Genomic DNA, 22,522 nt, shown 5'->3' with positions numbered 1-22,522 from the left:
CCGAGACTGTAAACCTCTAATTCTCTTGGTTAACGATGAACGTTAAATGTTGAATGCACCTCTTAATTCTTTAACCATGTCTGTCTTTTCCCACGTGAACTCTGGATCGTTTCTTCCAAAATGTCCGTAAGCAGCTGTCTTTCTGTATATAGGTCTGAGAAGGTTAAGTTTCTTAATTATTGCACCAGGTCTGAAGTCAAATAGCTCTGTAACTACCTTGAGGAGCTTTTCCTCATCGACTTTTGCTGTACCGAAAGTGTTGATCATTATAGATACTGGTCTTGCAACACCTATTGCGTATGCAACTTGTATCATGAACCTGTCAGCTAAACCAGCTGCAACAACGTTTTTTGCAACGTATCTTGCAAAGTAATGGGCAGATCTGTCAACCTTGGTTGGGTCCTTACCGCTGAATGCTCCACCTCCGTGAGGAATCGCACCGCCGTAAGTGTCAACAATTATCTTTCTACCGGTTAGTCCTGTATCTGCCGATGGTCCACCAAGAACGAACCTACCAGTTGGGTTAACAAAGATTCTCATCTTGTCATCTCTTAAATCTGCGGGAATGATTGGATCAATAACGTATTTGACAAGCGCTTCCTTTATTTCAGGAATCGTTACATCTGGTTCGTGCTGAGTTGAAATCAATACTGTGTCAACTCTAACAGGTTTATCATTTTCATCATATTCAATGGTTACTTGCGTTTTGCCGTCTGGTCTCAAGAACGAAAGCGTTCCGTTCTTCCTTACCTCAGCAAGCTTCATAGCGAGTTTATGTGCAAGCATTATTGGAAGTGGCATCAGTTCTTCTGTTTCATTCGTTGCGTATCCAAACATCATTCCTTGGTCTCCAGCACCTACTTTTTCAAGCTCGTCCTCTGCTGCTTGACCTTCCTTGTACTCTGCTGCCTGATCGACTCCAAGTGCTATATCTGGCGACTGGCTGTGGATGGAAGATAGCACAGCACAAGTTTCACCATCGAAACCGTACTTTGCCCTTGTGTAACCAATGTCAAGAACGGTTTTCCTAACAATATCTTGAACGTCAACGTAAGCCTTTGTGGTTACCTCTCCCGCTACTACTGCAACACCTGTTGTAAGAAGTGTTTCAACGGCAACACGAGCTTTTGGATCCTCTGCGATGATCGCATCCAAGATAGCATCGCTGATCTGATCTGCCATCTTGTCTGGGTGACCTTCCGTAACGCTTTCGCTTGTGAACAATCTTCTCATCTCTCGGCCTCCTTTTCATAAGTTTCTCTTGAGATAAACTTTCCACCTTCTATCTCGATACTCACTGGTTTGTACGAACCAGTGAATTTTGCTTTTAATTCAATCTTATTCGGACATTTCGAACCTACATAGACTTTCTCTATAACAAACGGAACTGCACGATTATCGTAATCGATTATAAAATCGTACCCAATTCTAAGATGGCTCCTGAAGACCTCACCGCATCGATTGCATTTCAGATAAACAACGAGAGCATTTCCTTCCTTATAGAACGGGTTCCTCTCAAGATCTGCTTCGCTCTTCTCTCGTTTCTTAAACAGAAACATCGAATCACCTTCTTACTAAGTTGAAGTAGAAGTCTTTTGAGTTGCCAAATTCATCCCTTATTTCCAATTTCACTTGATAGTTAGAAGCGTTATATCCACTCATGTCGTTGACTTTTACAAATGGCAGTGATTCGTCAGAGTACAATTTGTAAAACCCACGATATGTAAGGGCACTCATTACAGTTTTTTCATCATACAAACTGTACGGCTTTTCCCACAATTCCATTGATAATCTGTCAAGCATTATATGATACACCAATTTTTCTGAAAAGTACACTTTTATCTCTTTAACACCAAGTAAATTTTTTGCTAATTCTGTGTATGCTTCCACAGCAATCTTTGGATATGGACCCGTGAACGTGTAAGTTCCATTTTCAGTATAATTAAATTCCTGGCCATCAATAATTAAGCTTTTCAGTATTATTCCCATTTGCACTGGTCTTAACATCGACTTATCAATAAACTCCAACGGATCAAAAATAACCTTTTCTTCCTTATCTCTGACTTCAAAATGACAATGCGCTTGTGCGGCCTCACCTGTCCTTCCAGAAAAGCCTATAACTTCCCCTTTCGAAACTTTGAAATCTTCCGAAAGGAACTCAACAACGATTCGTTTATCCCCGAATTCATCCCTCAACATATTGGCTATTTTTTCAAATTCTTCGTTGAAATTAGCAAGGTGTGCGTAGAGTGTTCTGTACCCATCTGGATGTTCAAGGACCACAGTATTGCCATAGATATTGTCCACATCAATCTCGAGTCTTCTCAAGAAACCTTCCTCAGCAGCCAATATCGGAATTCCTTCTTTTAAAAATGTGCTGAAATCAACTCCCGAATGAAAATGCGGAATCTTTCCGGTTGATCTGAACTCTAAGAATGTCGCTGTAACATATGAATTATCAACAGGTACCCTGTACAAAGCAAATGTCGAAATAGATAGGAATAAAATAAGAATAAATTGAATAATGAGCTTTTGAACAAGCTTTATTTCCATAGTCAACCTCTCCTTGTAAAAATTTAATAAGACTAAGTGATTTACTTTTCTGCACTTATAGAACTTTTTATTTTTTCTAAAACTTCAATCGGCCCGCTTAAATCAACATCTATGAATTCGCCATTAGCGTTCAGAGTATCGTAATTTATGAGTTCTGCATAGCGTAATACCTTTCCGAATTCTGACTGTCTCAATCTTAGTCGAATATGGGAATCGACAAACTGAAAATATCCCGAAATCCGTGAATAAAGTACGTCTAATCCGATACCGTTTTTTGCAGAAATGAAAATAGCTTTTGGATATTCATATCTAATTATTTCCAACCTGCTTTCGGGAACAATATCAATCTTGTTGAAAACAAGCATTATTTCTTTATCTGTAACGCCTATTTCACTCAACACATTATACGAAGCTTTTATCTTATCATTAAAATAGCCGTCCGAAGCATCGACTAAGAGTAATATTAGATCTGCATACAGGACTTCCTCTAAGGTTGAGTGAAAAGCTTCGATTAGGGTATGGGGTAACTTGTCTATGAAACCAACTGTGTCGCTAAAAAGATAGGCACGCCCGTTTGGAAATTTCACTCTTCTAACTTTCGGACTGAGTGTTGAAAATAGTTTTTCTGAAACAAGGATGCTCTTCTCATCAGACAATTTCTTTAACAAGGTACTCTTTCCGGCATTTGTGTAGCCTACTATTGAAACCAGTCTATACCCGCTTTCAAGCCTTGTCTTTCTGATATTTTCCCTTTCTTTCTTTATTTTTAGTAGTTCCTTTTTCAGTGACGAAATGCGCTCTTTGATTTTCCTCTTATCAAGTTCTAAGAGCTTTTCACCTGGTCCTCTTGTACCAATACCGGCTCCAGGGTTTGACAAATACAACCCCTTTCCTCTAAGTCGAGGTAATTCATATGTTAATTTTGCCATTTCTACCTGTAATTTACCCTCATGCGTAGTTGCATGCTGTGAGAAAATTTCTAAGATTACTTGCGTTCTATCAAGAACCTCGAGCTCTAAGAATTCTTCAGTGTTGCGTTGCTGAATAGGGGAGATTTCGTCATTAAAAACCAAAGCATCTACATTGTTTTCTTTACAAAACACCTTTAACTTCTCTAACTTTCCAAAACCTAAATATGTTGCCGGATCAGGTTTATCTCTTCTCTGGACTATCTTTTCAACAACTTCAAAATCTATTGTCTGGCATAGATTTTCAAGCTCGTTTAACGAGTCAAAAGCTTTGTCATCAAGGCGTGGTGATACAGCAACCAGTACTACTCTTTTTATTGTTTTTTCAACCTCCTTAAGAACCTTACAAAGCAAAATTCAGATGAATTATATCTGTTCGCCTTCGCTTTCCTGAGCCTCTTGTTCTTCCTTCTGTTCCTCTTCTTCGGTCTTCATTAGCATTATGTATTCAGAAGGCAAAATCGTACTAATGGCATGTTTGTAAATTAAAGTTTGCTGTTTACCACTCTCCAATAAAACCGTGAAATTATCGAATGATCTAACAATACCCTTAGCCTGAAATCCGTTAACTAAGTAAACTTTAACTTCTATCTTCCTTGTTCTAACAATGTTCAAAAATCTGTCCTGAAGGTTGAACTTTTCCTTTGCCTTTTCCTTTGGCACAAATATCCCCCCGATAGATAATATGGTAAAGAATATTAGATACGAAAGAACGTTAATATGAATTCAAACATATACAAGACAGATAAAATTATATCATAGAATTTGAAAAATTCAAAACAGGATTTAATAAGTTTAAACTCATTCAAAAAGCGCTCTTCAACTTATTCGTGAAGAAGTCTTAACTTCGAATTTAGTCTCTCAGTTATTAAGACCAATGCTAAAAGCAAGCTTAAAAGAAAAAGTGGCAAAAGCTGTATCCCTGCCTTAGAAATTAGAAGTCCAAACAAAAATGGTCCAAACGCACTTCCCAAATACCCACCTGCCATTTGCAAACTAACTATGAAATTTGACACTTCGACGCCAAATCTTCTGGGAGTTTCATGCATCATTGTAGGAAATATTGGTGCACAACCAAAACCAATGACTCCAAGGCTTATTAGATATAATACCGTGGGCATTTTTGACAAAAGCATAATCACCCCTATAAGTATCATGAGTAAAGACAATCTTATCATTGGAATACTTTTGATTTTCATGCTCAAGAAACCAGATAGAATTCTTCCAAGTGTTATTCCAAAGAAGAAAAGCGCAGTTCCTCTGGCTCCAAATGAAGGAGAAAGACCTTTGAAATTCACTAAGAAAGAACTTGCCCAAACATCTGTTGTTGTTTCGATAGCACAATATGCAAAAAAAGCTGTTACTGAGAGAATGGCGTTTTTTACCAAAAGAGGAGAACGTACGATACGTTTTTGCTCGATCTGACCCTCATTATTATTCTTATGAACGTTCCAAACCGGTAACATCAGCATAAATATAAAAGATAACAATAACTGAAACATCGAAACGACAGTGTACCCATTTCTCCACCCACCGTAAGAACCAACAAAAGCAGATATTATAGAAGCACCCAATGTTGTTCCGACACCCCATAGAGAGTGTAGCCAGTTCATATGCTTGGGCTTGTAGTGAAGAGCCACAAAATTGTTTAGTGAAACATCAATGCTACCACCACCTAAAGCCGTGAATGCTGTTGCAATGCAAAGATGTATGAGTGTTCTGGATTGAGAGAATAGTAATAACCCAACAGAAGAAAACAACGTGCTTATCACAATTAGTCTTCCAGTCCCCAAGCGCCTGACAATAAATGGATTTAACAGGGTTGAAAAGACAATAGTCAAAGTGCTTATTAACGAAATCAATCCAGCAGTTGAAACCGGCAACATCATATCATTTCTAATAACAGGCCAAGCGGCTCCAAACATGGAATCAGGTAAACCCAAGCTGATGAATGAAACATATATAAATGCTAATAAAAGTGTGACCATCTTTTACCTCCTGAATATAAATAGATAATTAAGAAAGTCAAATATATTTTATCATTTAGCTAACCAAATACAAGTACTTTCAAATCTCTCATACTGCTTATTTATGCGATTCTTCTCTCTTGTCAAAGTTTGTTCCAATATTTTTGTATTATTTGACAAAAAATTTTATAAGTGATACAATTATTTTGGAGGTGATTGTATGGCGAATATGCTTCCCAGATGTCCAGTGTGCGGGAAACCAATGAAAGTTATACAGCTAAGATGTGATGACGATGGAGTTACGGTTAGTGGTTACTTTGATGCCCCAGCTTTCGCATATTTGGATGAAGAGGATACGAAATTCATAATGATGTTTTTAAGAACAAAGGGAAACTTAAAGGAGATGGAGAGGCTCACCGGTATTGGCTACTTTGCGTTGAGAGGCAGGCTTGATAAGGTGCTCGAAAAGATGGGTCTAACTCCTATCGAATCGGATTCGGAAGAGTCGGAATCCGGAGATGTGTTCAAACTGCTAAAGGAAAAGAAGATAACTGTCGAGGAAGCTATATCTCTTCTAAAAAAGCAGAGAAGGGGTGAGGAAGATGGGAGAACTTCCGAATGACATCAGGGCGATTCTTGAGGCGCTTGCAAGAAAGGAGATCACAGTTGAAGACGCCGAGCAACTTATCCTTGCAATTAAGCAATCTAAAGAATCTGATCGGAGAAAAAAATCGAAAAGTTTTATAGGGAAAGAGTTTGTTTTAAACACAGGTGAAGAATACGTAGGAAATATTGAGATTGTAAACGGTCGAGCAGTGATAAACGGGAAACTTGTCGGTTCTTTGCAAGTTGTTTTTGGAGAAGTCGTGTTTTCAGGTGAAGTAACAAAAAATGTTGAATTAGTAGGGACTAACGTAACGTGGAATGGTGGACGTATTGGTGGTAATCTCCAAATGGTCGGTTGCAATTATAAAGGTGTCAAGCCGGTTGTTGAAGGAAATGTGAGTGAAGTTAACAACTTTTTTGTCAGTGGCATCATAGGTTTAGTAAAGAACGTTGTTGTAAGACCATTACTCTCGGGAATTAAGATAGAGGATTAATGACTCAAGAAGGGGAAGGTGAAAACTATGGAGCTGCGAAAAGTTTTAGAGGCAGTTGAAAGCGGAGACATAACACCAGAAGATGCGGAAAAATTGATTAATGCAATATTCGAATCCGAAGTCAAACACGTTGAGGAAGTAATCGACAGTACAATCGTGATTTCGGAAGGTGAGGTTGTTCGGAAGAATTTATCAGTGACAAATGGCAAAGTATTTATAAGAGGAGAGCTATTTGGAAATGTATCTACTGTCAACAGTACATTAGAAATATCTGGCAAGGTGCATGGAAACATTAACGCTGTAAGGACAAAGGTTAAATGGAGCGGTGGAGAAGTGGATGGCGATGTAAATCTCGTACTTTCGAGTGAGGAGGGCACGCCAACAATAAGAGGTAAACGTAACATAGTATCTTTTGAAGTTCCATTCGTTGAGAAATTTGCAAAGAACATAACATTTGGAGAAAATTCAATAATAGATGGAGAGATGAAGACCGAACGTTACAAGAAGGACAGAATTGTTGTGAATGGGGTTCTTCATGCAGATGATGTAGTGTGCGAAACACTTATCGTAACTGGGAAACTTTTTGCACGGAAGATCTCCACAGAAGAATTTATGGTTTCAAGTAGCGGTTCGATTACTTCTGACGAAATTACAGCAGAAAATGTGGTTAGTAATGGCACAATTGTCGCCAAAACTTTGAATTTTGAAGAACTTCAAAACAATGGTTTAATCAAGACAGAGACGTTTGTTGGTGAGAATATTGAGAATAGCGGAGAAATAGATGCCAGGAACTTGAATATTGAAAATATCACGAATTCTGGGAAGATATCATCTGAAAGTATGCATGCTGAAGATGTTGAAAATAGTGGTACAATATACACGGAGAAACTGTTTACAGAATATATAAGCAATTCTGGAAGCATCAAGGCAAGAGAATTCGATTACGAAGAACTGACTGGAAATCCAATACAAAAAATAGAGTAAGGGGTGTGATGAATGTGTTCTGGGGCGTTATTTTGGTTACGGCTGGTGTTTTTATACTACTTAGCGTTGTATTTTCAATTACTTCCCCAGTGTGGCTTATTTTCGGTGCCATTGCACTGGCGGGCGGTATTATCAGCATGATAAAAAGTTTTCCAAACGGTGTAGGTCTTGCCATACTCGGTGGACTAATTGTCGTACAATCTCTAGATTACATCAAAATGGGATTCTGGGAATTTGTGGTAGCTATCATCGCAGCAGGGTTAATTGAAATTGGTTTAAAGTTCATCATTTCTGGTAAGAGGAAAAGAGATTGGAATTAATTGAAAAAGGGGAGAGTATATCTCCCCTGTGCTTTTCCAATTTCATATGATTCAATAGAAATCACTGTCCACTCCAATAGTTTGGTGGTTCTTTCGTGATAACAATATCATGCGGGTGGCTTTCTTTTACAGATGCCGGTGTAATTTTTACAAATTTCGCTTTCTTTTGCAATTCCTTGATATCTTTTGCTCCTACGTATCCCATTCCGGCCCTAATACCACCAACGAGTTGGTACACTACGTCTTTGACTGCACCTTTGTAAGGCACCATGCCTTCAACACCTTCGGGAACGAATTTTTGGTTTTCGGATTGGAAGTATCTATCGGCACTTCCAGATTTCATCGCTCCGATTGACCCCATACCTCTATATACTTTGTATTTTCTTCCCTGATACAACACGGTTTCACCAGGAGATTCTTCCGTCCCAGCGAATATGCTCCCTAACATGACAGTTTCAGCTCCTGCTGCAAGTGCTTTGACTATATCACCTGAGTATCTTATCCCACCATCTGCTATTATCGGCACATCAAATCTTTTAGCAATTTCTGCACATTCCATGACGGCACTTAGTTGTGGTACACCTATACCAGCCACAATTCTGGTTGTACAGATAGACCCAGGCCCAATCCCAACCTTTATAGCATCAGCACCGGCCTTTATCAGAGCTTCAGTAGCTTCTGCGGTTGCAACGTTTCCCGCTATTAACTCTATCTCAGGATATGTCTTTTTTACCAACTTCACAGTTTCTATAACTTTTCTCGAGTGTCCATGTGCAGTGTCTATAACGATGACATCAACACCTGCTTTAATCAAAGCCTCAACGCGTTCAAGCGTATCTTTTCCCGTTCCGACAGCCGCTCCAACGCGCAATCTACCCTTTTGATCTCGTGCTGCGTTGGGATGTTCTATAACGCTGAGGACGTCCTTTATCGTTATGAGACCTATTAATTTATCATTTTCATCAACTATTGGAAGTTTCTCTATTCTATTTTGGTGCAGGATTTCCTTCGCCTTTTCAAGTGAAATTCCAGGTTTTGCAACAACCAACTTGTTTCTGGGAGTCATAAGTTCTTTTACCTTTTTCTTCACATCTGTCTCGAATCTAACATCTCTATTGGTCAACAACCCGACAAGATATCCACTGTCATCAACAACTGGGAATCCACCTATCTTATACTCTGCCATAAGTTTAAGCGCATTAAAGACCGTATCGTTTGGGTGAATGACTACTGGATTCTCGATTACACCATTTTCTGTTCTCTTTACAATTTCGACTTGGTGTGCTTGTTCTTTAATAGAAAGATTTTTGTGAATAATTCCTATTCCGCCTTCTCGAGCAAGAGCCTTTGCCAACTCACTCTCTGTTACGGTATCCATAGCAGCACTTAACAAAGGGATGTTTAAACGTATTCTTTTTGTTAAGCGCGTTGATACATCGGTATCTGACGGGAGCACTTCACTGTACTGAGGGATTAACAAGACATCGTCAAATGTCAGAGCTTCTTTAAAATTCACTTCTTTTATCCTGCTGACCTGTTTCTTAGAACTTGCCATCTTTTCAACCTCCATTCCGCCCCACGGCTTTTTCGTTTTTGTTTTTCTATAATAAAATAGACCCCGGCAAGGGTCCATTTTCTTAGTATCTATTTGCCATATGCAGATTTTTCTATGTAACTCATCGTAATTCATCTGGAGCGGGCGACGGGATTCGAACCCGCGGCCCTCAGCTTGGGAAGCTGATGCTCTACCAACTGAGCTACACCCGCTCTATGACTTCATTATTTATTATATCACAGTAGTTAAAAGTTTTCAAGTATCCTGAGCACAGACGTGCTGTCTTTAGATTTGAGAATTAACTTATTAGAAATTTGCACTTCCGCCAACGAAAGCTGTTTGTTTCCACTCCTGATTTTCCCAAATATATTTAACTCCGGCGTAGAAACTTCCAAACACAGGATAAGCTATTGTTAATCTTGCCTGCGTATTTGGATCAAAGAACTGTCCATCTTCGAATGGTGTCTCATCGTACAGATATCCGTACAGTACGAGTCCATTGGTACCGCCAATTGCTGGAATATTGACTACACCTTCTCCTGAAAGTGTCATTTTTCCTTCGAAATTCCCTTTTAATGATGCTGAAGCCTTTCCATAAGGACTGAGAGTGAATCCAAGGCTTACTATGTAACCCAGCTCAGCCTTGTACGTTTCAGGTCCAAAATCGTTACTCAATCTAAGTGTTCTATAATTCCTTCCGATAAGCCACGGAGAGAAACCATCAGTTGTCATATATGGTCCTGCTACTAATTGGAGAACTCCGAAATTTCCATAAGCGCCTGCGAATGCACCATAACCAATTGTACCATCTTTCCAATATTGGATATCTGCTTCTGCTCCTAATGATATACCAAATATCTCCTTAGTTAACGACACACCTGCAGCGTATTGCAAAGGTGTTGCACTTGGTGATTCAGACCCAATCTCTACTCCTCCAAATACTGACAAATCAAACATCAAAAGTTTTGAACTTAGCATCCCAGTGTAGAGTGAATCTGATTGAAGAGTTGTAAAATTCGAAAGCTGGGCGATTTGATACGGAATGTGAACCGACAAGTTTGTCTCACCAAATCGAACTCCTAAATCTAGAACCCTTATATCAGGTACAACGTATCCATTGAAAACAAATCCCATGCCATAAGTAATTGGTCTCATCCTTCCGTATCTGAACCAAAAACTCCCAAGATCAAGACCTAAGGCTGTAATGTTAATACCATCGACGATGTTAGTACTTGGTTGTTGAGCTCCGGGATAACCAAAATAGAAGTTACCAGTTGTCAAATCAGTAGCATAAGTAGTCAAGGTAATTCCGAGCGTTAAAGGTCCAACGGTAAACTCTGGACCAAACTCGTAAACCATGTAATTCTCATTACCTATTTGAAGAGTCCCAACGTTCAAGTAAAAATCCGAAAAGCCGTAAACAGCTACAAATAAAATAGAAATCAGTACGAATACTTTCACTTTTCCCATATTTGAACACCTCCTGTACTTATTAGACTGTGTACAAAATATTTTCGTTCAATGTGACATCTAGATTATAGCACAAATTGTATAAACAAAAAAAATACCGGGGAATATTCCCCGGCATAATGCCCGTATCTATCTCATCCGCCTTAGTTGAAACGATAAGCAAGTAATCATTTAAAAGAATTCTTAGCAATTTCCATTCCTTTTAGAATTGCCTGTTTGTTTACTTCTATGAGTGAAGCTTTTCCTCCGCTTAACTTCTTTTCGAGAGCCTTAAAAATACTTTCAGCATCAACGACATTTGTCGCACCTACAACAGCACCAAGCATAACCATGTTTGCGACTTTTAAGTTTCCGAGCTCATCGGCAATTTCGTTACATGGAACTTTTACAATGCTGATGTCATTTCTATGTGCTTCTCTGTCTATAACGGATTCGTTTAAGAATAAGAAACCATCTTTCTCAACGTGCGATTCAAATTTAAGCAAGGAAGGTATGTTCATTGCAACAATAACTTCGGCTTTGTCAGTCACCGGCGATGCAACTGGCTCATCGCTTATCACCACTGTACAATTAGCGGTTCCACCGCGCATCTCAGGACCGTAAGATGGCATCCAAGTAACGTTCTTGCCTTGAATCATACCAGCCAACGAGATTATCTGACCCATCAACATGACACCTTGTCCACCAAAACCGGCAAATATCATCCTTGTTGTCATTTTTCATCCCCTACCTTGTCAACGAATACTCCAAGAGGATATTCAGGTACCATGTGTTCTTCAAGCCACTTGAGTGAAGATACAGGGTCGATTCCCCAGTTTGTCGGACATGTTGAAAGAACTTCAACCATGCCAAACCCAAGACCTTTGACTTGTGCTAAGAACGCTTTCTTTATGGCTTTCTTCGTTTTTTGAACATCTTGAGGTGTATTTACCTTTGTTCGAGCTAAGAAAGCTACCCCTCTTGCTTCCTTAATTACTTCAGAAACGTGAAGTGGGTAACCATCGTTTGTGGCACTTCTTCCATATGGAGTTGTTGTTGTTTTCATGCCAAGTAACGTAGTTGGTGCCATCTGACCACCAGTCATTCCGTAGATAGCATTATTCACGAATATCGTTGTAATCTTCTCACCTCTATTAGCTGCGTGAACTATCTCAGCTGTACCGATTGCTGCCAAGTCACCATCTCCTTGGTACGTAAAGACGTAGAGGTCTGGTCTTGCTCTTTTCATACCAGTTGCAACAGCAGGGGCCCTACCGTGTGCCGCAACTGTTGCATCAGTGTTGAAAAATTGGTATGCAAAAACTGAACATCCGATTGGTGCAACTGCCAGAGTCTTTTCTCTTATACCTAATTCATCAATTACTTCTGCAATGAGTCTGTGTATAATTCCGTGTGTACATCCCGGACAGTATGTGAATTCTCTTTGAGTTAAGCTTTCTGGTCTTTTCAATATCACTTCAAATGCCATATTCATTACCTCCCGAGCTTAGATTTGAGGGCTTGGAGTATCTCATCTGGAGTAGGAACTACTCCACCAAGTCTTCCGTAGTATTCAATCGGTGCGTGATCTTTCACAGCAAGTCTCACATCTTCGAGCATCTGTCCCATGTTCATTTCAACATCGAATATTAACTTCTTGCCTTTTGCAATTTCTTCGAGTCTCTCGTATGGGAATGGCCACAGCGTAATTGGTCTGAGTAAGCCAGCTTTTATACCTTCTCTTCTTGCCTGTTCAACTACACTCTTAGCAATCCTACCAACGGTACCAAAAGCGGTAATCACTATTTCTGCGTCTTCTAATTTGTATTCTTCCCATCGTTTTTCTTTGGCTTCGATTGTCTTAAACTTCTCAATCAATTTAAGATTCATCTTTTCCAAAACGTATGGATCTATATCAAATGAAACAACTATATGCTTTTCTCTTCCAGCAGCACCTGTCAACGCCCAATCTTCGTGCTTTGGAAGAGTGTTCAAATCTCTAAATTCTGGGAATGTTACTGGCTCCATCATCTGTCCGATGACTCCGTCGGCAATTATGAGCACGGGGTTCCTGTACTCGTCGGCAAGGTCAAATGCAAGGTATGTAAGGTCAACCGCTTCTTGAACTGTTGATGGAGCAAGGACTATAAGTTTGTAATCTCCGTGGCCACCACCTTTTGTTGCCTGCCAATAATCTCCTTGTGATGGTTGAATATCTCCCAAGCCTGGTCCACCTCTAACAACGTTCACAAGAACAGCTGGAAGCTCAGCACAAGCCATATACGAAACACCTTCCTGCATGAGGCTGTATCCAGGCGAAGATGTCGATGTCATCACCCTTGTGCCTGTACACGCAGCGCCGTAAACCATGTTGATCGTTGCAACTTCACTTTCTGTCTGCAAGAAAGTACCGTCCACTTCTGGCATTCTCTTTGACATGTATTCTGGTAATTCGTTTTGCGGCGTTATTGGATAACCGAAAAACAATCTACAACCAGCTCTTATTGCTGCCTCACCTATCGCTTCTGTTCCTTTCACAAGCACTCGTTCCATTTCTATTTCCCTCCTCATTCTTTGCTATTTTCACTTATGCGCTTTCTTTATCTCTGTAGACCGTTATGCAAACATCTGGACACATGTTATAGCAAAAACCGCAGGCTATACACTTATCGACATATTTCGCTTCGGCGGGATGATATCCCTTAGCGTTGAAACCATCGCTGAATTCTATTACCTTCATTGGACATACACTTATGCACAATCCACAACCTTTACACCTTTCCTGGTCGATCTCGATGCGTCCTTTTACCTTTGGCATATAGGCTCATCCTCCTTCTCAAATCTCCATTTTCATGAAACGCTTAATTTTGAATATCGGATACCTGAAACCATTTTCACTTACGAACTCTGGTATCACGGTGAATTTGACAGGAACTTCTATAACCTCTGAGACTTTGCTAAGTATTTCTTCGCCTTTCGATATAAGTTCTGGTGTGGTTTCGTAAGACAGATTTGCGTTATTAATGAGGTAATCTACCTTAATCCTTGCGACTCGTTTCAGCTGTTCGTACGCCCTTATAATTCCATCTACTGTTGAAGAAAATGGCCTTGCTATGTTTACAACCATGCTTATTTCGACGTCTCCGAGGTATGGCTTTACGTATCCCAGCACAACTACGCCGTTCTCTTCTCCACCGACGTCCATAACGGTCTTGTACTCTGGATTCGACAAATAACCAATAGCTGCACCGGTTATTATCGGCAAGTCTGCATTCCTCAAAGCTCCTCTCGGATACACAGGTACTATGCCCATCTCTTCAAGTTCTTCGGCAACGTCTCTTGTTCTAAAGTAAGGTGAAATTATATCTCCATCTATGATCGCCACTTTATCGTATTCTTCTTTCAATCTTAATGCCCAGTTTATTGCAACTTCTGTCTTACCGCTTCCAAATAATCCTATAAACGCGTAATTTTTCGCCATTAGATTAACTTCCTTTCTAAAACTGCAATACGTTTTCCCAATAAGTCTTAGCTTTCTCTTGTCCTCTAAGAACTCTTAGTCCACCCATTGCAAGAGCCCTTTCTTCATCTCCGCCCGGGAATATAAGTATCGGTGCGATGAAACTTGTGTATTCAGTTAACCATCTGACCATGAATTCTTTATCGTAAGCAAGACCACCAGTGAGAACTATAGCATCTACTTCTCCTTTCAAAACTGCCGCCATCCTCCCTACCCATTTTGCGATTTGATATGCCATCGCCTTGTAAACGAGCTCTGCTTCTTTATCTCCATTTCTTATTCGTTCCTGGACAGTCATCGCATCGTTTGTACCGAGGTAGTCAACCATCCCACCAGCACCTTTTATCTTCTTTTTCATTTGATCAAACGTGTATTTGCCGCTGAAGCAGAGGTCTATGAGCTGTGTTAATGGAAGCGTACCGCTTCTTTCAGGCGTAAATGGTCCATCTCCATCGAGCGCATTGTTGACGTTGACCACTTTTCCTTTTCTGTGAGCACCTATCGATATTCCACCGCCCATGTGAACGACTATCAAGTTGACATCTTCATAGTTCTTGCCAAGTTGAGCGGCGGCATTTCTTGCCGTTGCTTTCTGATTGAGTGCATGGAAGATCGATTTTCTCCTAAATATTGGATGCCCAGTATATCTCGCCAAAGGCTCAAGCTCGTCTACGACAACAGGATCTACAATAAACGATGGAATATCGTATTTTCTCGTAAATTCGTAGGCAATTAAAGCACCAAGATTAGAGGCATGTTCTCCATTTTTAGCACTCTTCAATAACTCAAGCATGTCTTCTGTTACTTTGTAAGTTCCTCCGGGAATTGGATCCCAATAAGCCCCCTCTTCCAACAACTGCGGAAAGCTCTGTCGGAGCTATTCCGAGTTCTTTAAGAAAATCTTCAACTATCCTCGCTCTGAATTCGAATTGATCAGTTAATTTATCAAACGGAGCAAGCTCTTCGGGTGAATGTCTTAGCGTTTTTGAGGCTATCATCTGCTCATCATCGAAAACCGCAACCTTAGTACTTGTTGAACCGGGGTTTATGACCAGAATTTTCATTTTATGCACACCACCTTCATAAAGTAGTTACTACTCAACCATCAAACATGTAAGAGCAATAGATAATAGCTTTGTTTCATCACTGTCTGCTCGAGAAGTTAGAGCGACGGGGCACTTAGCACCTATTATCGCTGATGCAACCTTCGCACCTGCAAGGAATACCATTCCTTTGTAGAAGATGTTACCGGCTTCAATATCTGGCATGATCAAAACGTCAGCATCCCCAGCAACAGGGCTTACGATTCCTTTGTGTTCGGCGGCTTCTTTAGAAACGGCATTGTCCAACGCGAATGGTCCGTCAACAATACAGCCCTTAATCTGTCCTCTCTCGTTCATCTTTGAAAGCAACGCAGCATGAACTGTCGCTTCCATCTTTGGATTCACTACTTCTATCGCCCCAAGTATTGCAACTTTTGGTTTTTCAACGCCAACAGCCTTCCTTGCAACAAGCACTGAGTTCTCAATTAAATGTACTTTCTGCTCAAGATCAGGTGCGATAGTCATCCCGGCGTCACTAACAACCAAGAGCTTGTGATAAAGTGGTGTCTCGAATATACTCACAAGTGACATCGTTCTTCCTGTTTTGAGATTGTACTCATCTTTTAACACCGCTTTCATCAAATCTCCAGTCTTTATGTTTCCTTTCATGACAAAGTGAGCTTTCCCATTAACAACAGCTTTAACAGCATCATCAGCTGGAGCATTGGAATCTATAACTTCAAAATTCGATAGATTAACGTTAGCATTTTTGGCAGCTTTTTCTATTTTTTCTTTGTTACCGAACAAAATAGCGTCAACGATCCCTTCATTGTATGCCATTTCAACAGCTTTAAGTACTACTTCGTCATCTGCTGCCGCAACTGCGACGACCTTTTTTCCATTGGCTTTTGCCTTATCAAGTAGTTCAGAGAGCTTTTTCATCTCTCATCCCTCCACACCTTTGGTAGTTCTTCCCCTATGAGCACACGCAGGGCTCCATAAGCCAACGCTTCCATTTCCATTTCACCTGGAACCACAAATATAGGGCCGAATTTGTATATATATGACCTTATCATTTCTACAAACCTTTCGCTGTATGCCATCCCCCCAGTAAGGACGATTGCATCTACTTTTCCTTTTAATGATACACACATTGCTCCGATTTCTTGTGCAATTTGATAAGCCATTGCTTCAATCACTTCAAGGGCTTTCGGATCACTTTCTGCCATTCTGAAAGCTTCTCGCAAATCGTTTGTCCCAAGGTAGGCAACAAGCCCGCCTTTTCCAATAAACATCCTTTTCATCTGATCTTTGGTGTACTCACCTGAGTAAGCAAGCTTAACAACATCACCAACTGGCAGTTCACCTGTTCTCTCAACACTGAAAGGACCTTCGTCATTGGCGTTGTTGACATCTATCATTCTACCTTTTTCAAAAGGTGCAACTGATATGCCACTCCCAAGATGGGCAATCACCATATTCAATTCGTTGAACTTTTTTCCCAATTCTTCTGCAATTCTTATGCCAACTGCCCGCATGTTTGAAATATGTGAAAGGCTTTTTCTTTCTATATCCTTTATTCCTGATAAACGTGCTTCTGGAATCATTTCATCAACACTAACGGGGTCAGTTATGTACACAGGTATGTTTTTCGATGCCCCACTCGCAAGTTCGTAACCTATAACAGCAGCTAAATTCGATGCGTGTTGGACTTTTGTCCTATTAACAAGATAATCAACCATGTTCTCATCGACTAAGTAAGTTCCACCTTCAACAGGTGGCAGTATTCCACCACGTGCCGCTATTGCATCAAGATCTTCGATTTTCAGTGAATTCTTTGAAAGAAAGTCTAATATAGCCTTTGCCCTCATATCTTTTTGGTCCATTACAGATTTGTATTTATCGAGTTCTTCGACAGAATGTTGGAGTGTTTCCTGGATAACCTTATTTTTGTCTTCAAAGACAGCGATCTTGGTACTCGTTGCGCCTGGATTTATAACCAAAATCTTCATACTTAGATCAGCCCCTTCTTCTTACCGTACTCTTCAACAACCTCTCTGAGCCTCTTAACACCCTCAACAATCTTTTCTTCAGGTGGCAGACAGAAGGAGAGTCTCATAGATGAACTCTTGCCATCATCTATCGTAAATGCTTCACCTGGTATGTAATAAATCTTCTTCTCTTTTGCAATCTCAAACATTTCCATTGTGTCGAAACCTTCTGGAAGCGTCAACCAGATAAACAAACCACCTTGTGGGTTAACCCATTTCGCACCTTTTATGTCAGCAAAATTTTCCTCAAGTGCTTTTATCATCACATCTTTTTTCTTTCTGTAAAGCTCTATACCAGGTTTCAGTTGCTCAAACAAATCATACCTTTCAAGGTATCTTGCAGCGATGCGCTGGTTCAAGCTTGGACTACAGAGATCAGCAGCCTGCTTTGCAAGTGTTGCTTTTCTAACTATATCTGCTCTGCCAACTATTATTCCAATTCTTAAGCCTGGAGTAAGGATCTTACTAAACGTATTCAGAAGAACAACCCTATCTGGACCTGCTAGTTTATAAAGCGAAGGTAAATGCTCACCTTCAAATCTGAGCATGCCGTACGGATCATCTTCAAGAATCAAAATGTCATATTTTTCAGCAATTTCTATCAATCTTTTTCTCTTTTCGAGGCTCATTGTCACTCCGGCGGGATTATGGAAGTTGGGGACGGTATAGATGAATTTTACTCTGTTTATAAGTCCATTCTTATTGAGTTCGTCAAGCTTCTTCTCCAGGTAATTCACGTCCATGCCGTCTTCTTCAAGAGGTATTGTCTCAAACTTCGTGAATGTCATTCGGAAGGCACTTGCTGCACCTAGATAAACTGGGAACTCCACAAAGAGCAGATACTATCCTTATCCAGAAGCACTCTTGCCATAAGATCTAGTGCTTGTTGCGAACCTGTTGTAAATAGTAAATTCTCTCTTCCGATTCCAGTTATACCGTATGTTCTTTCCAAGAGTTTTACTATTTGAGTGGCTAACTGATCATCACCTTCTGTTGTGTTATATTGGAGCGTATATGCATATTCCTTCTCTATAACCTCTTTCGCAATTTCTGCTAATTCGTGTCTTGGGAATGTATTTGGATCAGGTACGCCACCACCAAACGATATGGAACCGGGTACAGATGCATATTTCAAAAGCTCTCTTATAAGCGACGATCTCAAGTTCCTTCCTACGTCGGATAATATACCTTCTAAGTTCATTGGCCTCACACTCCTTTTGGAAGTTATGAATAGTGTTTTCACTTATATATTAGCAACATTATGCCAAAATTCAAAACAAGCATTTGGATGGTATTTGATAGCTAAAATAGTATAATGAAGATTTTTGACAAATTTCGCACTTGCAAATACTTGCACGCAAAAAATTGCATCATTAAGGATATTGTCAATTTAGTAAGAAAAGATGTAAAATAATTGTGGGCTTATCAAAGATAAAGAAGTAAGTGTATTTTATTACATCACATATATCAAAAAGGAGGGAACAGCATGGTAAAAAGAACTTTACTTTTATCGCCTGGTCCAACGCCAGTTCCTCAAGAGATTCTTTTAGAAGGTGCAAAAGAGACTATCCACCACAGAACTCCAGAATTCGTTAAGATACTTGAAGAGACTCTCGAATTGACAAAATACGTCTTCCAGACACAACATCCTGTCTATGTTCTAACAGCATCCGGCACAGGTGCACTTGAAACAGCGATGGTAAACCTTGTTAATCCTGGCGAAAAGGCAATCATAGTCAGTGCTGGTAAGTTCGGAGAAAGATGGGTAGAAATAGCAAAAGCTTACGGAATTGTTCCTGTCGAGATTAAACTCCCTTGGGGTAAAGCTGTAACACCCGAGATGATAGAAAAGGCAATGAAGGAAAATCCAGACGCTAAGGTTGTTTTCACAACATACAGCGAAACATCAACGGGTACTGTTATAGATCTCGAAAATATAGCCAAGTTGACAAAGAATACTGACGTTATCCTCGTAACAGATGCGGTCAGTGGTTTACTTGCTGAACCACTTAAGATGGACGAATGGGGCGTTGACGTCGTTGTTTCTGGTGCACAAAAAGGTTGGATGCTCCCGCCAGGTCTTGCATTCATCGCTATTAACGACAAAGCATACGCAAAGGTGGAAAAATGCACAAATAATAGATATTATTTCGATCTCAGAAAATATAAGAAAAGCTCACCAGACAACCCATGGACAACAGCAGTTAACTTGATATACATGCTCAACAAGGCTGTTAAAATGCTCAAAGAAGAAGGAATTGAAAACGTCTGGGCAAGGCATGCACTTTACGGAGAAGCAACAAGAGCAGCAGTTAGAGCTCTTGGCTTGACATTCTTCTCAGAACGCCCAGGAAACGTTCTTACAGCAGTCAATTCTCCAGAAGGAATACCATCAAGCAAACTCACAAAACTCATGCGCGATAAATACGGAGTTACGATAGCAGCCGGACAAGAACCTATGAAAGACGAGATATTCAGAATATCACACCTTGGCTACCTTACACCGTTTGACATAATCACAGGTATAACTGCTCTTGAATTTGCACTCAACGAAATGGGATATAAAGTCGAAATTGGAAAAGGAGTCTTAGCTGCAGAAGAGGTACTTTTCAAAGGGTTGGTGAAGTAACATGAGGATACACATAAACGACCCTCTTGACAAACAGGCAACTGAAAAGCTTGCAAACGTTCCGGGTGTTAATCTCACATCTCAGCACTACGAGAAAGACGAACTCATAAAAATAATGCCTGAAATCGAAGTTCTCATAGTAAGGAGCGCAACCAAAGTCACCGCCGACATAATAGAAGCTGGTAGCAATTTGAAGATTATCGGTCGTGCGGGAACTGGACTCGACAATATAGATGTAAAAGCAGCCGAAGCTAAGGGAATTAAGGTAATTAACACGCCGGGTGCAAACAGCATTTCGGTTGCAGAATTGGCTATCGGACTGATGATCGCTTGTTCTAGACACATAGCAAGAGGTACAGCAGATTTGAAAAATGGAAAGTGGACGAAGAAGGAACTCGAAGGTCATGAGTTGTTCGGAAGAACAGTCGGTATAATCGGTTTTGGAAACATCGGCAGAGAAGTTGCTAAAAGGTTACTCGCGTTCGATATGAAAGTACTTGCATACGATCCGTTTGTAAAAGAAACAGATATGCCCGTCAAAATAGTTGACCTTGATACATTGTTTAAAGAAAGTGATTACATAACAATCCACGTGCCACTTACACCTGAGACAAAAAATCTGATAAACAAAGAAACAATATCAAAGATGAAAGACAGTGTCATAATAATAAACGCTGCAAGAGGTGGAATAATCGATGAAGCAGCATTATACGAAGCGCTTACAACAGGCAAAGTATATGCGGCAGGTCTTGACGTATTCGAAGTAGAGCCACCAACAGATGAGTTGAGACAAAAGCTCCTCTCCTTGCCAAATGTCGTTGCAACACCACACGTAGGTGCTTCTACATTCGAAGCCCAAGAAAGAGTTGGCATGTTGTTGGTAGAAAGGTTGATAGCTGAAATAACCAAGTGAATGTAGTGATTTCACAACTAAAAATCAATTAAAGAAATGCACGAGCGGAGGGAATTATTCCCTTCGCTATTTTTTACACGGTGCGTTATCAGTCTTATATTAAGACTGATTAACATTTTAGTATCTGTAAAATTTATAACCTTACAGTACATCTATGTCCAAAATAAACAAGCATAGCAAGGTTATAATTATCACTCTTGACACATGAGTGCTAATTATGTATAATATAGTCGGAACGTGAAAATAAGGAACAAAACCCCAAGGGGAGTGGAGGTGAGAGTATGTTGGCAAGAAGAAGCGACTTATTTGAACCGTTCATGGAACTTCAAAAGGAGATTGACAGACTCTTCTCGGATTTTGTGAGACCATTCAGAAGTGAGTTTGAATTCCTGCCAAAGGTTGATGCATACGAAACAGAAGATAAAGTAGTTCTTGAACTCGAACTTCCTGGTGTAAAGAAAGACGAACTCAAGATTACAGTAGAAGATGGTGTACTGAGAATAACTGGCGAAAAGAAGACAGAAAGAGACGAAAAAGGCAGAAACTACAGAATCGTTGAAAGGTCATTCGGTAAGTTTGAAAGGTCATTCATCATACCAGACTATGTAGATACAAAAGGAATCACAGCAAAATATTCAGATGGTGTTCTAACACTCGAGATGCCAAAGAAGAAAGAAGAAAAGCCTACTGTCGAAATAAAAATTGAGTAAACGCAAGGAAATCAAACGATACCTCCGGCGAGAAATCGCTGGAGGTATTTTTTTTGGCAATCTTCAGGACATTGATTTGACATTACTTACGCGAAATATTCATACAACGTTTTACTGAAAACGAGAGTCATAATACTGTCTTGGAAAGAAGCATCACTTTTGCTCTGATTTTGACTATACAGAACCAGTTATCATTTGAAGTATTTAACTTCATATAAGCAGAGCTAAGGAATACATTGCTCGTGTGGAAGTTCCAAATCTGAGAGGAGAGTGATTTTATGAAGAAGTTTGTCGTAACAGGAGTGCTTTTGTTAGCAATAACCTTAGCATTCAGTTTTGAGATATCTGCATTAGGTGGTTTAGAAATTGGCGGAAAGAACCGTCCATTCCTCGGAGTGCGCATTGGAACGCTTTCTGGTGGGATTTCTCTGATGTTGGAAGCGTATTACCCACTTTCAGACATACAAGAAATCGAAGAAATAGAAGTTGGAGAAATTCAGTTCTTAGAGATTGATCCATATCTTTATCTAGGCATACCGCTCTTTAACACTTTGTTTTACGCAGGTGCTGCACCTATATTTGTATATGATGTTGTTAATTCAGGTTTCACATTTTATCCCGATCTATTTCACGTTAAAGCTGGTGCAAGGTTCGGTCAAGGAATCGTGCTATTTGTAGAAGGTCTTGGTACAATGACAACTTCATTTCAGTTCTTGGATATCTTTGCCGTTTCTGCAGGCATCGGTATCGGATTTTGAGG

At 40.1% G+C, this 22,522-nt stretch carries 23 protein-coding genes, 1 tRNA gene and 2 pseudogenes; 8 read left to right on the top strand and 18 right to left on the bottom strand.

Translation table 11 applies throughout. The annotated features are described in order from the left end of the window. Positions 1-42: 42 nt before the first annotated feature. The 6 genes from metK to BUA11_RS04115 form a co-directional block, all read right to left on the bottom strand. Positions 43-1,233: a methionine adenosyltransferase gene (metK, locus tag BUA11_RS04140; RefSeq protein WP_072758645.1), complete on the bottom strand. Its 1,191-nt coding sequence runs from the start codon at positions 1,231-1,233 to the stop codon at positions 43-45. Then, positions 1,230-1,559 (bottom strand): hypothetical protein, encoded by a 330-nt coding sequence (locus BUA11_RS04135; RefSeq protein WP_072758644.1) that lies wholly within the window; start codon positions 1,557-1,559, stop codon positions 1,230-1,232. The genes metK and BUA11_RS04135 overlap by 4 nt, the downstream gene beginning before the upstream one ends. A 4-nt stretch (positions 1,560-1,563) precedes the next feature. Next, positions 1,564-2,553 (bottom strand): M23 family metallopeptidase, encoded by a 990-nt coding sequence (locus BUA11_RS04130; protein WP_072758643.1) that lies wholly within the window; start codon positions 2,551-2,553, stop codon positions 1,564-1,566. Between the two features lie 41 nt (positions 2,554-2,594). Beyond that, entirely contained in the window at positions 2,595-3,875 is a 1,281-nt protein-coding gene (gene hflX / locus BUA11_RS04125) for a GTPase HflX (RefSeq protein ID WP_143145268.1), read from the bottom strand. Between the two features lie 12 nt (positions 3,876-3,887). Then, entirely contained in the window at positions 3,888-4,184 is a 297-nt protein-coding gene (gene hfq, locus BUA11_RS04120; protein WP_072758642.1) for an RNA chaperone Hfq, read from the bottom strand. Positions 4,185-4,345: 161 nt separating this feature from the next. Next, the gene (locus BUA11_RS04115) at positions 4,346-5,509 is read right to left on the bottom strand and encodes an MFS transporter (protein ID WP_072758640.1); all 1,164 of its coding nucleotides are present in this window, start codon (positions 5,507-5,509) and stop codon (positions 4,346-4,348) included. A 199-nt stretch (positions 5,510-5,708) separates the two neighbouring features. Between BUA11_RS04115 and BUA11_RS04110 the strand changes: the two genes are divergently transcribed. From BUA11_RS04110 to BUA11_RS04095, 4 genes are read left to right on the top strand one after another with little or no spacing between them, the layout of a single operon-like run. Then, positions 5,709-6,110: a DUF2089 domain-containing protein gene (locus tag BUA11_RS04110; RefSeq protein WP_143145267.1), complete on the top strand. Its 402-nt coding sequence runs from the start codon at positions 5,709-5,711 to the stop codon at positions 6,108-6,110. Further along, positions 6,091-6,588, top strand: coding sequence for a hypothetical protein (locus BUA11_RS04105; RefSeq protein WP_072758638.1), 498 nt, complete (start codon positions 6,091-6,093; stop codon positions 6,586-6,588). Before BUA11_RS04110 ends, BUA11_RS04105 begins: the two co-directional genes overlap by 20 nt. A 27-nt stretch (positions 6,589-6,615) precedes the next feature. Beyond that, positions 6,616-7,572 carry a hypothetical protein gene (locus BUA11_RS04100; protein ID WP_072758636.1) on the top strand — a complete coding sequence of 319 codons (957 nt, stop codon included), beginning with the start codon at positions 6,616-6,618 and terminating at the stop codon, positions 7,570-7,572. A gap of 14 nt (positions 7,573-7,586) precedes the next feature. Further along, complete coding sequence (locus BUA11_RS04095) at positions 7,587-7,892, top strand: LiaF transmembrane domain-containing protein (RefSeq protein WP_072758634.1); 306 nt, start codon at positions 7,587-7,589, stop codon at positions 7,890-7,892. A 61-nt stretch (positions 7,893-7,953) separates the two neighbouring features. On the opposite strand, the gene guaB is transcribed toward BUA11_RS04095, so the two are convergent. The 12 genes and pseudogenes from guaB to BUA11_RS04035 form a co-directional block, all read right to left on the bottom strand. Then, positions 7,954-9,447 (bottom strand): IMP dehydrogenase, encoded by a 1,494-nt coding sequence (gene guaB, locus BUA11_RS04090; RefSeq protein ID WP_072758632.1) that lies wholly within the window; start codon positions 9,445-9,447, stop codon positions 7,954-7,956. A 136-nt stretch (positions 9,448-9,583) separates the two neighbouring features. After that, positions 9,584-9,659 (bottom strand) — tRNA-Gly (locus tag BUA11_RS04085). 94 nt (positions 9,660-9,753) lie between these two features. Then, a complete protein-coding gene (locus tag BUA11_RS04080) occupies positions 9,754-10,917 on the bottom strand; it encodes a hypothetical protein (protein ID WP_072758630.1) in 1,164 nt (387 codons plus the stop codon). A gap of 167 nt (positions 10,918-11,084) precedes the next feature. Next, positions 11,085-11,633, bottom strand: coding sequence for a 2-oxoacid:ferredoxin oxidoreductase subunit gamma family protein (locus BUA11_RS04075; protein WP_072758628.1), 549 nt, complete (start codon positions 11,631-11,633; stop codon positions 11,085-11,087). Next, complete coding sequence (locus tag BUA11_RS04070) at positions 11,630-12,385, bottom strand: thiamine pyrophosphate-dependent enzyme (RefSeq protein WP_072758626.1); 756 nt, start codon at positions 12,383-12,385, stop codon at positions 11,630-11,632. The genes BUA11_RS04075 and BUA11_RS04070 overlap by 4 nt, the downstream gene beginning before the upstream one ends. A 5-nt stretch (positions 12,386-12,390) precedes the next feature. After that, on the bottom strand, positions 12,391-13,449 hold the full coding sequence (locus tag BUA11_RS04065) for a 3-methyl-2-oxobutanoate dehydrogenase subunit VorB (protein WP_072758624.1): 1,059 nt from the start codon (positions 13,447-13,449) through the stop codon (positions 12,391-12,393). A gap of 34 nt (positions 13,450-13,483) precedes the next feature. Beyond that, complete coding sequence (locus BUA11_RS04060) at positions 13,484-13,714, bottom strand: 4Fe-4S dicluster domain-containing protein (RefSeq protein ID WP_072758622.1); 231 nt, start codon at positions 13,712-13,714, stop codon at positions 13,484-13,486. Positions 13,715-13,732: 18 nt separating this feature from the next. Further along, positions 13,733-14,377, bottom strand: coding sequence for a ZPR1-type zinc finger protein (locus BUA11_RS04055; RefSeq protein WP_072758620.1), 645 nt, complete (start codon positions 14,375-14,377; stop codon positions 13,733-13,735). 16 nt (positions 14,378-14,393) lie between these two features. Beyond that, positions 14,394-15,480 (bottom strand): annotated as a pseudogene (gene buk, locus BUA11_RS04050) (butyrate kinase). A gap of 30 nt (positions 15,481-15,510) precedes the next feature. Continuing rightward, positions 15,511-16,401, bottom strand: coding sequence for a bifunctional enoyl-CoA hydratase/phosphate acetyltransferase (locus BUA11_RS04045; RefSeq protein ID WP_072758618.1), 891 nt, complete (start codon positions 16,399-16,401; stop codon positions 15,511-15,513). After that, a complete protein-coding gene (buk, locus tag BUA11_RS04040; RefSeq protein ID WP_072758616.1) occupies positions 16,398-17,471 on the bottom strand; it encodes a butyrate kinase in 1,074 nt (357 codons plus the stop codon). The genes BUA11_RS04045 and buk (BUA11_RS04040) overlap by 4 nt, the downstream gene beginning before the upstream one ends. A gap of 2 nt (positions 17,472-17,473) precedes the next feature. Further along, positions 17,474-18,711: pseudogene (locus BUA11_RS04035) on the bottom strand (aminotransferase-like domain-containing protein). Between the two features lie 285 nt (positions 18,712-18,996). Here BUA11_RS04035 and BUA11_RS04030 point away from each other — a divergent pair. From BUA11_RS04030 to BUA11_RS04015, 4 genes are all read left to right on the top strand, one after another. Next, the gene (locus tag BUA11_RS04030) at positions 18,997-20,139 is read left to right on the top strand and encodes a pyridoxal-phosphate-dependent aminotransferase family protein (protein WP_072758614.1); all 1,143 of its coding nucleotides are present in this window, start codon (positions 18,997-18,999) and stop codon (positions 20,137-20,139) included. Between the two features lies 1 nt (position 20,140). Next, entirely contained in the window at positions 20,141-21,052 is a 912-nt protein-coding gene (locus BUA11_RS04025) for a hydroxyacid dehydrogenase (RefSeq protein WP_072758612.1), read from the top strand. Positions 21,053-21,333: 281 nt separating this feature from the next. Then, positions 21,334-21,762, top strand: coding sequence for an Hsp20/alpha crystallin family protein (locus BUA11_RS04020; RefSeq protein ID WP_072758611.1), 429 nt, complete (start codon positions 21,334-21,336; stop codon positions 21,760-21,762). Between the two features lie 278 nt (positions 21,763-22,040). Further along, positions 22,041-22,520 (top strand): hypothetical protein, encoded by a 480-nt coding sequence (locus tag BUA11_RS04015; RefSeq protein WP_072758609.1) that lies wholly within the window; start codon positions 22,041-22,043, stop codon positions 22,518-22,520. Positions 22,521-22,522: the final 2 nt, after the last annotated feature.

It is taken from the genome of Fervidobacterium gondwanense DSM 13020 (assembly GCF_900143265.1).
Taxonomy (GTDB): Bacteria; Thermotogota; Thermotogae; order Thermotogales; family Fervidobacteriaceae; genus Fervidobacterium; species Fervidobacterium gondwanense.
This window is presented reverse-complemented; position numbering and strand designations above follow the sequence as displayed.